Origin of the sequence: Wolbachia endosymbiont of Folsomia candida (genome assembly GCF_001931755.2) — a bacterium.
Classification (GTDB): Bacteria; Pseudomonadota; Alphaproteobacteria; order Rickettsiales; family Anaplasmataceae; genus Wolbachia.
Map to the genome: position 1 here is coordinate 1,488,908 of NZ_CP015510.2, position 11,975 is coordinate 1,500,882.

Consider the following 11,975-nt stretch of genomic DNA (forward strand, 5'->3'; position numbering starts at 1 on the left):
TTTACGATTATTTAATCACATGTTTTTATATTAGGATAATATTATGAAACGTGGGGATTTATGGATATCACAACTGACATTCGAGTAATTTATGTAGGATTTACAAGACGTACTGTGGCAGTAATACTTGACTCTATCATATTTTTCTTTCCTCTATTTATTTTGTATATTGCACTATCAGGTAATAATGAAATCTATACCGATTTTCTTGATGAAACTAAACAATTAACATCTACTTATACAATCTTTACGTCAGTGCTGTGCGCAGTACTAGAAATATTAATGATAACAAGGCTTGGTGGCACTCCAGGAAAGCTGTTATGTGGTATATATGTCAAAGACGTAAATACATTTACAAATGTCACTCTAATACAAGCAACAATAAGGTGTGTTTCTCAGACAGTTTTCTCAATTATTTCTTCCTTGCTGTGTGATTATGTTTCTAGATATTCTTTGATTTTACCAATTTTAGTTTTAATATTTGCAATATTCGATCAACGAAAACAAACTTTTTATGATAAACTTGCAAATACAGTAGTAATAGGATGTAAACCTAATTAACATTTCTCTACAGCAATCAATATCATTGCTTACTTATTGAATTTTTAAAATTATTTAATATTGACGCTGTATACTTAAGTGTTAAAATAGAATGAGAAATTTTTAGGAATTTATATGGCAACGGCGAAGACAGCTAGTAAAAACAACCCTACTCAGCGTAAGAAAGCTGAGCAAAGAATGTATAAGGATAAACCAGTGAAGCCTGTTCTATATGTAAATCGTGATGAGCGTGACAAATACATGTCTGCTCAATATGAAGATGGTAATCTGGTTGAAGATGAAAATGGTGATCCTATAAAATGGGAAGCTGTATCATAGGTTTAAATTTGTGGTTAAAGTTACTATCAACTCTAAGGAATGTGAAGTAGAGCATGGTCTCACTATAATTCAAGCTTGTGAAATAGCGGGGGTGGAGATTCCACGCTTTTGTTATCATGAGCGCTTGGCAATTGCTGGTAATTGCAGAATGTGTTTAGTTGAAGTGGAGGGTGGACCTCCAAAACCAGTAGCCTCTTGTGCAATGCCAGTTGCAGAAGGCATGGTTATTCACACTGATACTCCAAAGGTTAAGAAAGCGCGTGAAGGTGTGCTTGAATTCTTACTAATTAATCATCCACTCGATTGTCCAATTTGTGATCAAGGTGGTGAGTGCGATTTGCAAGACATCACAATGACTTATGGCAAAGGAGTTAGCAGACTCGAGGAGCATAAAAGAGCTGTACCAAAAAAGCATTTTGGTCCGCTGATTGAAACAGCGATGAATCGATGTATTCATTGTACAAGGTGTGTTAGATTTTTATCAGACGTTGCAGGTACAAATGAACTTGGAGGAATCGGAAGAGGAGAAAATGTAGAAATCAGCACTTACATAAAAAAGCACATCAGCTCTGAATTATCTGGAAATATCATAGATCTCTGCCCAGTTGGAGCTTTAACTTCAAAACCTTATTCCTTCACAGCTCGTCCATGGGAGCTATCACACTGTGAAACTATAGATGTACTGGATGCGGTTGGAAGTGCAATCAGAGTTGATTATCGTGGCCCGGAGGTTATGCGGATATTACCAAGGCTGAATGAAGAAATAAATGAAGAATGGATATCAGATAAAACTCGATTTGCTTATGATGGGTTAAAAGTGCAGCGTCTTGATCGACCTTATGTAAAAAAGGATGGTAAATTAGTTCCAGTTGATTGGAACGAGGCATTAACTGCTGCTGCAAAAAAATTAAAGAATACAAACTCACACAAAATAGCTGCGATTGCAGGGGATTTAGCAGACTCTGAGTCTATGCTTCTACTCAAAGAAATGATGCAGAAGCTTGGTTCTGGCAATATAGATTGCAGACAAGATGGTGCAAAGCTTATACCAAATAATCGCGCATCTTACGTGTTTAATACTACAATTGATGGTATAGAAAATGCAGATTTGTGCCTGTTGATCAATACAAACCCAAGAACAGAAGCGCCGATCATTAATGCAAGATTGAGAAAGAGATATTTGCAAGGTGGTTTTACTATTGCAAGCATTGGTCCTGATACTCAATACCTATATCATGTTGAAAAATTAGGTGACAACCCAAATATTTTAAATGAAATAGCAGAAGGAAAGCATAAATTCTGCGAGCTGCTAAATGCTGCTCAGAATCCTATGCTAATTATCGGTCAAGAGGCATTGATAAGAGATGATGCTAACTCAATTTTAGCTCTAGCTGGTACAATTGCAGAAAAATTTAACATGATCAGAGATGATTGGAATGGCTTTAATGTGCTTCATAAAGCTGCAGCAAGAGTTGGTGGGCTAGACGTCGGGTTTATTCCTAAAAAAGGTGGGAAAGACACTAATCAGATACTGGAAAGTGCAGAAAGCGGTGACATAGAAGTTGTTTATCTTCTTGCTGCAGATGAAATTGATACATCAAAATTAGAAAATACGTTTGTAATTTACCAAGGCCACCATGGTGATAAAAGCGCACACGTAGCAGACATCATACTACCTGGCGCTGCATATACAGAAAAATATGCAACTTATGTAAACACTGAAGGCAGAGCGCAAAGGACAAATTTAGCTGTATTCCCACCTGGTGAAGCAAAGGAAGACTGGTTAATTATTAAGAATCTCTCACAATATTTGGATCTCTCATTGCCGTATGATAGTTTATTTGATGTGAGAAAAAAATTAGATACTTTAGGTCCACAGTTTAGAAATGCTGATCAAGTAATAAAAAATAAATGGGTGTCAATAAGCAGTGATGAAATAAATTTAAGTAAAATACCTTTTACTTTAAAAGAGTATAATTTTTATATGACAGATTCAATAAGTCGCGCTTCAAAAATAATGGCAGATTGTACCAAGGCTTTTTATGATAATGCTAGTTAATATTTTATTTTTTTTAACGCCTTTTTTACTGCCAGTCTTGGTTTACTTTGAGCATCAAGCCAATTTCATGATAATGAACCAAGATCCAAGTTCAGAACATAAGCACTATACATTGTTACAATTACGTGCGCATATTGTAAAATTATTTATTAATGGATTTATATGGGTAGCTATTGGATTTTTTGTGTTTACTGAAGATGGATGGCGTCATTTTCCGTTCATAATATTCATGATTATTTTACTTGGATGCATGTCATGGGATTATGCTAAATTAGAAAATGGTACATCATCAAAGATATTTAATTTTTTCAAGCAATTTATTGAGGCATTTGGATATTTGATTGTACTTAATATAGTTTTAGGTAAGGGAAATAATCATTTTCGACCCATGATTATTGTAGTTATGTTATTTATAGTGTTCATTGGATGCGTACCATGCTGCTATGCTAAATTGAAAAATGGTAAGCTGCGGAATATAGTTGCTGCTCTTACTCTAATAACATCATCTGCTTTATCTCGTGGACTTGCTATATTCTTCATTTTGGCAATTATGAATTACTTTTTTGGTTTAGGGCTATATGCATTTAATATTTAAAATTCTCTTTCTCCTTATTCCACTTTTGCTTTCAGTAGCATATTTGGTATATTTTGAACGTAAAGTCATTGCCGCAATTCAACTGAGGCACGGTCCAAGTGTAGTCGGGCCATTTGGGTTATTGCAGCCGTTTGCAGATGCTATCAAATTAATAATTAAGGAGCCAATAATACCATTTAGAGCAAGTACCATACTGTTTATTATGGCCCCAATGCTGACCTTTATTTTAGCATTGATTGCCTGGGCAGTTATACCGTTTGGTGCTGATGTAATTGTAGAAAATGGTCAGCAAGTGGTGATTCCTAAGGTTATAGCAAACATTAACGTCGGGGTGCTTTATGTGCTCGCTATATCATCTTTAGGAGTTTATGGCATCATTATTGCAGGTTGGTCAAGCAACTCTAACTACGCATTTCTTGGCGGCATAAGGTCAGCTGCTCAAATGATTTCATATGAAGTTTCAATAGGCCTAATAGTTGCTACAGTTGTTATTACTACTGGCACATTAAATCTTGGAGAGATGGTTGTAGTAAAGCATAGCATGCCATTTTGGATTGATCTCCTACTAATGCCTATTGGGGTAATATTTTTCATTTCTTTACTTGCAGAAACCAACCGCCATCCGTTTGATTTACCAGAAGCTGAATCAGAGCTCGTCACCGGGTATAATGTTGAATATTCTTCCATGCCTTTTGCTCTCTTTTTCCTTGGAGAGTACGCAAACATGATTTTAGCAAGTGCTATGATGACAATATTTTTCCTTGGTGGATGGTACCCACCACTCGAGTTTAGTTTACTTTATAAGATTCCAGGTTTAATTTGGTTTATTTTAAAAATAGTTATACTTTTGTTCATATTTATTTGGATTAGAGCTACAATACCTCGTTATCGATATGATCAACTCATGCGTCTTGGTTGGAAAGTGTTTTTACCAATATCAGTACTTTGGGTAATATTGGTTTCAGGAGTGCTGCTCTTTACTGGGAATTTACCCAACTTAAATTAATATTTAAATAGAGAAAAATAGTCTTATGAATACTGTCATGGTTTTTTGTCTTTATGTTTAAAAAGTTTTTTATTGCAGGCGTGATAATAGCTTGTTTTGTTGTTGGCATATTTCATAAAGTACGAATAAGGTCTGTTGAAGGCAATGATAGGGATGTCATAAAAACTGATATTGACGACATTAAAAAATCAACATCAATTAGTAAAATAACTGGTGATCTCTCTCCAAATTATGCAAGCAGGATCACAAATGCAAAGCCTGAAATGATTATATTGCATCACACTATTTGTAACACTGCAAGTAGTGCAGTAGATTGGTTTAAAGAACAGAATAGTAAAATTTCAGCACATTTTGTCATTGGCAAAGATGGAGCCATTACATATATGGTTCCAATAGAAAAGAGTGCGTGGCATGCTGGATTAAGTTACATACGAGTTCCATACAGTGAAGCAAAATTGCAATCTTCTAAGAATCTTATCAATTATTTTAAAGAATCAAGTGATCAGGATATTCAGCTAAACGTTGCAAAACTTTTGGGTGAATGTGGTAATCAACACTTTACAGATCAACAAAAAGAAATGATGAGAGAAGTCCTTTTATCTGATGAAGCATATATAATTAACTTGAAGCGTGAGGATACTATAGAGTTAGCTTTTTTGAATGATTATTCAATAGGAATAGAGCTTGTAAACACTGGAAATGAGCCTTATCCAAATGAACAAATGTTATCTGCTGCACATCTTATTTCATACTTAATGAATCGCTTTCAAATCAAGAAAAATATGATTTTTAGTCATTTTGAAATTGGCACAATAGAGTATGATGATGGTCTTGAAAATTATATATTGCGCAAGCCTGACCCAAGTAAATATTTAGATTGGGAATATTTAGAAAAAAATGGTATTGGAATACACCAAGGTAACCATATTTCTGCCAGTAGCTTAGGAAGGTTGTTATATAAATATGGAGATAATACTGGTGAAATTATTAACTTAAAAAGAAGGTTAAATAATATTGGCTATAAAATTGAACCTTTCATTGGTCAAAAGGCAGAAATAAACTTTCCAGAAGATGATATAGAATATACTAGTGCGTTTGATGATAAACTTGCTCTGGTGATATTGCAATTTTCGTCACGTTACTTGCCAAAAAATTTTAGGAAAGACCTGCCATATACGAGATTAGAGATATATGATGTCTTACCTCAAAGTGCAGTAGATGCCCTAAAGAACGCAATTTTGTCACTTGTTGATACATTTATAGATCAGATTCCTCTTCAAAAAAGAGAGAAGTATCAGAGTGTTATTAATAGTAATATGTCTAACTTTTTTGAAAATGCGATGGAAACAATAAACAGTTACTATCAAGGAAATTTGAGGTATAAGCTTGGTTATCATTCTACATGGAATCATAATTTGAAAAATCCAATACTTTCAAACTTGAAAAATCTTATTCAAGAATTAGATGATAAAGAGCTGTCAGATCTATATAGTAGATTTGGTTTTGATGATAAGTTCAGTGAGAAATTTTCAGTTTTTTACACACTAATTGGCAAAGAATTTCAGAACCAGTTTCACAAAGAGTTTATGCCTAAAATAAGAAGCATAGGATGGAGTGAGTTACAGGAAGAATCGTTAAAATATGTAGAAGATGAATTGTTAAAATACAAAAACAGTTGATGTCAGTTATACTATCTTTGTGATAATAGATTTAGCAGATAAAATAAAGAGATCTAATAATGTTTAATTTCCCAAATACTAGATTAAGACGCAGACGTTCAAGCGGATGGATTCGCAATTTAACAAGTGAAAACTTGCTATCAGTAAATGATTTAGTTTTGCCTCTTTTTGTTCATGAAAAGCAAGAAACAACCGAACCAATTTCTGGTTTACCAGACGTAAAGTGTTATTCAATAGACGGACTAGTGTCCATAATTCAAGAAGCTAAGGATTTAGGAATTAACGCTGTTGCGATTTTTCCTGTAGTTGATAGTAATTTAAAATCCAAAAATGCTGAGGAATCATATAATTCTAATAACTTAATCTGCAGAGCAATTCGTGCTGTAAAATCAAAGGCGCCTGAAATTGGTATTATTGCAGACATTGCACTAGATCCTTACACTATTCATGGTCATGACGGCATTGTAAAAGACAATCAGGTGGATGTAGAAAATGATGAAACTTTATCGGTGTTATGTAAGCAAGCACTTGTTTTGGCAGAATCAGGATGCGATATAGTTGCCCCTTCTGATATGATGGATGGTAGAATAGGAATGATTAGAAAAGCACTGGATGGTAGCAACTTTCAGGATGTGTCAATATTATCTTATGCAGTAAAATATTGTTCCAGTTTTTATGCACCATTCAGGCAAGTTGTTGGTTCATGTGGGCTATCAAACTCTATAGATAAAAGTGGTTATCAAATGGATTATCGAAATGCACGTGAAGCGATCAGCGAGATTGAAATGGATATAAATGAAGGTGCAGACTTCATTATGGTGAAGCCAGGCATGCCATATTTGGATATTATTAAAACAGCAAGTGATAAATTTAATTTTCCGATTTTTGCTTATCAAGTAAGTGGTGAGTATGCAATGATAAAAGCTGCAGCAAATAATGGATGGATTGATTATGATAAAGTGATTTATGAATCTTTAATTGGATTTAAACGTGCAGGTGCAAGCGCAATATTTACTTATGCTGCATTTGATATTGCAAAAAAGTTATAGTTTATTCATTTTAGAGGATTATAACAATTGAATGTAAATGGAGCAAAAAATATATGCTAATCAATGTAACCTCAGAGTTGGAAGATATATGTGAAGAATTAATAGCAAAAAAACCAAAATTCATAGCAGTTGACACAGAATTTATTAGAAACAACATAAATTACTACCCTAAATTATCATTGATTCAAATTTTTGATGGAGATAAAGGTTTTATTGTAGATGCGTTAGCTCCAGAAATTGATTTATCATCTATTAAGAAGATAATGCTAAATGAAGGAATAATTAAGGTATTTCATAGTTGTAAGCAGGACATAGAATCCTTATTTACTGTATTTAAATGCATTCCAACTCCCATTTTTGATACTCAAATTGCTGCCATGTTATGTCAGTATTTTTATGACTTTATCGGTTATTCAAAGTTAATAGAGCAATATAGAGGAGTGGTTTTAGATAAAATTAAAGCTAAAACTTCAGATTGGTTAAAACGACCATTGTCCGAGGATCAATTGGACTATGCAATAAATGATGTGATATATCTATATGACTTACACCAAATATTGTATAATAAACTTGAAGAAAATAACAGAATTGAATGGTTTCAAGAAGAAATGGAATCGATAGTTGACATAAATAAGTATCTACACAGCCCAAAAGATGCATGGAAGAGAATAAAATTTAATTGTGAAGCAAATCCAGGATTAATGTTAACCATTAAAGCGGTTTGTGAGTGGCAAGAAACCTTAGCACAGCGTTATAATATGAACCGTAATAAGGTAATTAATAATTCTGTGATCACTCAATTGATTGAAAAAAATGTAGAGCATGTAAGTGAAATTTTGGACTATATAAAAGAAAATACAAGAAACATTAAAGACGAAGATTTACTAGAACTTATAAATATTTTTGATGAAAATGAGAAAAATTGGACGCAGCTTACACCAAATAATTATGATAAATCAGTATTTGATATACTATCAATTATCTTGGAAAATAAATGTAAGGAAACTAATATATCAAGAAAATTGGTTTCTTCAAAAGATGAATTGATTAGATCAATATCTGGACAGACAAATAAGTTATTTAGTGGGTGGAGATACGATTTTTTTGGTAAATCAGTTGAATCCTTCTTGAATACTCACTCAAAATTTGAGATTTCAGCAGTAAAATCTACAAACAATATAACCAAAATTCAAAGTAATTTAGTAACAAGTGAGCTGTAATACTAATCTAGCGAACCAAATAATGCACATTAGTTGTGGTGCTCCAAGAGGAGCACCATTTTATAAAGTTTTAACTACATGTACTAGTAGAGCTATTCCATGTTTTCCCAGCCGTCTCACACGTTTGCTTTGCATTAGCATTGCTATTAGTACCACATGCTTCTTTTCCTGTTATTGTCTTTACAATCGCAGGGGCACCAAAAAACACAGCAGTAAACATGCCAAGTGCAAAAAGCGCAGGCCAAGGCATTCTGCCAAACATTGAAAGCAAAGCTGCACCAATTATCACTATTGTTATCATCGGTCCACCTAGTGTCTTAGTGTAGTCTACTATGTTACATATCGTAGTTGTTGTTTCATCAGCATTTGCATCAAATGCAAAGGAGAAAATTAACGCTACAATTAGAATGTTGAAAAATTTTATCATTACGACGCCTCCGGTAATTTCCGTTTCATGCCAAATTATTCATGACATTGATTAAATTTAAGTAAATGATAGAAGTTTTTGTTTGCTGACTCTGTTATTACACTACTTTCAAACAAAATTGATAAAAAAGATGCGTAGTATTTTGTGCAAACGTTTTTATAAAAATAAAAGTATTTTTATAACAGCCAACTGCTAAGGTACAAGCTGCTGACTAATTTTATTATCACAATACTTATTTATTGTTACATCAGTAAGGCATCTTATTCCTGCACCTACTGCTGCGCCTACTACTGCACCAGCTACTGCAAGTCCCAACTTAGCACCAATCCCAATACCAGCCCCTAGAATTAATGGTGCAAGGAAGTATGCTAAAACGCCACCTATTGCACCTGCAGCTATAATTATCAAGTATCTTGGGAAAATGACCGGAGATTGTTTTTTGGAATCGCAATTTATTGGTTCTTCTTGCTGTTTATAAATCGGAGTAGGAGTATTTAATTTTTCTTCAATCCTACTTTTCTCATTCTCAAAATTACATTTAAGCTTCTCTCTTTCATTTTCCCCAAGAAAAGGTATCAATTGGTACATAACTTTTTCAAGCTGAGAAATATCTTCCCGCACTTGAGAACGATCTGAACGATCATAAAGCATTATCCGTGCCATTGTACTGATAATACTACCACTTATCTTCTCATAGTCTGTTCGATCAATCTTGATATCTTTGATACTTGCATAATAAAGCAATAATTTTACAAAATTCAAATTACATTCCCTGAGATCAAATTTAGCGCTAACCTTCTTATGAAAATTGATCACATCATGTTCCGTTATTACTGTTGAGCTAAAAAAAGTCTTAATTAACTCTTCAGAATAACGCCTACCATTTGCAAGCATGTCTTCTGCTAAACCGGTACCTTTCTGTATTACAACACCGTTCAATTCATAATCTTCATCTAGTTTAATATTGAAAAAATCAAAACCTACATCTTTTGCCTCTTCTAATTTTCTTTTAAATCCTTCTACATTATTACTTTCCATAACTGAATTAAATAATCCTTTAAGAATTCCTTGATCATAGTTTTTGATTAAATGTTTATACAATAATTCTACAAACCTTGACTCTACAAGCCTTGATTCTAGAAGGCTTACTCTGTAAAAAGCAGATAAGTCAAAACTATGTATTTTCCTTATTTCTTTTATTTCCTCTTGGCTGTAAAAATTAGTTTTTTCTTCTAATAGTAACTTTGTAATTTCGATAGCACGATTAGCTGTTTGACTATATTTGATAGACTTTAACACTTCCGTTTTTTGTTTGCTAGACATATGCGGTAAAAGTATCTCTACTATATTCCTATCATACTGGTTAATTATACCTTGAGTAATTAGAGATTCTTGCTCAGGACTAGCATCAATCTTAGCCTTATGTTTAAAAAACTCAGTAAGAATATCAGTATTCCTCAAGCGTAAAATATCCCAAAGAGGCATAATCGAGTTTTTATCATTACATAGATTAGGATTTGCTCCGGATTTTAAAAGCACACGTACAACATTAATATTGCCTGCTGCGCATGCAATACTTAACGGTGTACTAATTTCAGATTTACTTCTTCTATACTTAGCGTTAATGTCAATTACATTAGACTTTGAGCATATAGACCCACTTCTAGCATGATTTATTGTTGAACTATTAGCATTTTGTCCTGATAAAATTTCTTCAAGAAGCTGCTTCCAACCAGCATTAGCATCATAGCAAGCATGTTCAACAATGTAGTGTATTGGTGCTTTGCCATTATTCAATTTTATATTGAGATTATGAACTCTTTTTAATTGATCTTTTATTTTATTTATATTGAAGAACTGATACTCAAGAGCATAAAATAAATTAGCCTCTCCTTTACTTAAATGTGGACAATTATCCTGTCTAAATTTTTCCTTTGATTCATCAGAGCCATTGAACATCTGAGCATATATATCAAAATCCGTGGTTTGTTCAATTGTTTCACCTATTAATATTCTATATGCTTTATTTACTGCCTTAAAATTTTCTGTTGCTTTGTCTTGCTCTTCTTTACTTGGATTAAAACATTTATCAGGATGATATTTTCTTGCTAATTTTCTATATGCCTTGTTAATATCATCTTGACTTGCATTCTCTTGTAGCCCTAATATCTGCCATGCATCTTTATGCGTTTTTGGCATTTCAAATTTTTCTTCAGTCATACCCACTCCTAAATTAATATAACATTAGTTTAACAAATTAATTGATAAAAATCAAGAAAATACACCATTAAAATATTATTTTAATCTTTATTATCAAATAATTTCAGCCCTATAACACCGAATGTAATTAAAATGAGACACATTATTCTGAACAAATTGACTGATTCGTTAAATAGAAAAATTCCAAGCAGTGAAGCCCCTATTGCACCCACTCCAGTCCAAATTGCATAGCATATCCCAATGGGAATAGAACGTGTAGCAAGCGAAAGCAAATATGTACTAAGAGTCATAGTAAGTACGTTAACCAGCGATGGTATGAGATGAGTGAATCCATAACTATGTTTAAGTGTTATGATCCAAAATATTTCAATTATTGATGATAAGAACAGGTATAGCCAATTCATGCATAAACTTAGATTTAAATAGAGAACTTCAATCCTATGGTTCCTATTATTATTAAAATGATACATAAGACCTGATATAAATTAATATGCTCCTTAAAAGCCATCACGCCAATTACAGTCGTTCCAACTGTACATATCCCAGAAGAAACTGCATAGCACACTCCAATAGGAAGAGAACATGCTGCAAGAGATAAAAAATAAATACTGGTAATCATAATCACCAGCGTTGCAACCGAAGGCACAACTTTAGTAAAACCATTACTAAACTTTAGCGTTACAGCCCACAATACTTCCAGGATACTAGATAATAATAAAAAGAACCAGTACATTTTTCTAATATTTTAAATTTTTAGTATAGCAAAAGTTACTTTACTTAACAACAAGGGTTATGCTAGAGCTACAATAAATCTCCTTATTCCTGTATCAAAGTACTGGAA

The 11,975-nt window shown here is 33.2% G+C and carries 12 protein-coding genes; 8 read left to right on the forward strand and 4 right to left on the reverse strand.

Going from position 1 to position 11,975, the window contains the following annotated elements:
* Window positions 1-60 precede the first annotated feature (60 nt).
* The 8 genes from ASM33_RS06875 (at window position 61) to ASM33_RS06910 (ending at window position 8,487) form a co-directional block, all read left to right on the forward strand.
* Window positions 61-561, forward strand: coding sequence for an RDD family protein (locus ASM33_RS06875; protein ID WP_110409812.1), 501 nt, complete (start codon window positions 61-63; stop codon window positions 559-561).
* A 114-nt stretch (window positions 562-675) separates the two neighbouring features.
* Window positions 676-879, forward strand: a complete 204-nt coding sequence (locus ASM33_RS06880; protein WP_110409811.1) for a hypothetical protein — start codon at window positions 676-678, stop codon at window positions 877-879.
* 10 nt (window positions 880-889) lie between these two features.
* Window positions 890-2,938, forward strand: a complete 2,049-nt coding sequence (gene nuoG, locus ASM33_RS06885; RefSeq protein ID WP_110409810.1) for an NADH-quinone oxidoreductase subunit NuoG — start codon at window positions 890-892, stop codon at window positions 2,936-2,938.
* Window positions 2,922-3,533: a hypothetical protein gene (locus ASM33_RS06890; protein WP_110409809.1), complete on the forward strand. Its 612-nt coding sequence runs from the start codon at window positions 2,922-2,924 to the stop codon at window positions 3,531-3,533. The genes nuoG and ASM33_RS06890 overlap by 17 nt, the downstream gene beginning before the upstream one ends.
* Window positions 3,517-4,539, forward strand: a complete 1,023-nt coding sequence (gene nuoH, locus ASM33_RS06895; protein ID WP_110409808.1) for an NADH-quinone oxidoreductase subunit NuoH — start codon at window positions 3,517-3,519, stop codon at window positions 4,537-4,539. Before ASM33_RS06890 ends, nuoH begins: the two co-directional genes overlap by 17 nt.
* Before the next feature lie 53 nt (window positions 4,540-4,592).
* A complete protein-coding gene (locus ASM33_RS06900) occupies window positions 4,593-6,218 on the forward strand; it encodes an N-acetylmuramoyl-L-alanine amidase (protein WP_110409807.1) in 1,626 nt (541 codons plus the stop codon).
* Between the two features lie 59 nt (window positions 6,219-6,277).
* Window positions 6,278-7,267 carry a porphobilinogen synthase gene (gene hemB, locus ASM33_RS06905; RefSeq protein WP_110409806.1) on the forward strand — a complete coding sequence of 330 codons (990 nt, stop codon included), beginning with the start codon at window positions 6,278-6,280 and terminating at the stop codon, window positions 7,265-7,267.
* Window positions 7,268-7,320: 53 nt separating this feature from the next.
* On the forward strand, window positions 7,321-8,487 hold the full coding sequence (locus ASM33_RS06910; RefSeq protein ID WP_110409805.1) for a ribonuclease D: 1,167 nt from the start codon (window positions 7,321-7,323) through the stop codon (window positions 8,485-8,487).
* A gap of 70 nt (window positions 8,488-8,557) precedes the next feature.
* Here ASM33_RS06910 and ASM33_RS06915 read toward each other — a convergent pair whose 3' ends face one another.
* From ASM33_RS06915 to ASM33_RS06930, 4 genes are all read right to left on the reverse strand, one after another.
* On the reverse strand, window positions 8,558-8,911 hold the full coding sequence (locus ASM33_RS06915; protein WP_110410559.1) for a TrbC/VirB2 family protein: 354 nt from the start codon (window positions 8,909-8,911) through the stop codon (window positions 8,558-8,560).
* A 195-nt stretch (window positions 8,912-9,106) separates the two neighbouring features.
* Window positions 9,107-11,134 carry a DnaJ domain-containing protein gene (locus ASM33_RS06920; RefSeq protein WP_110409804.1) on the reverse strand — a complete coding sequence of 676 codons (2,028 nt, stop codon included), beginning with the start codon at window positions 11,132-11,134 and terminating at the stop codon, window positions 9,107-9,109.
* Between the two features lie 80 nt (window positions 11,135-11,214).
* Entirely contained in the window at window positions 11,215-11,538 is a 324-nt protein-coding gene (locus ASM33_RS06925; protein ID WP_110409803.1) for a DMT family transporter, read from the reverse strand.
* 14 nt (window positions 11,539-11,552) lie between these two features.
* The gene (locus ASM33_RS06930; RefSeq protein ID WP_110409802.1) at window positions 11,553-11,867 is read right to left on the reverse strand and encodes a DMT family transporter; all 315 of its coding nucleotides are present in this window, start codon (window positions 11,865-11,867) and stop codon (window positions 11,553-11,555) included.
* Between the last annotated feature and the right edge of the window lie 108 nt (window positions 11,868-11,975).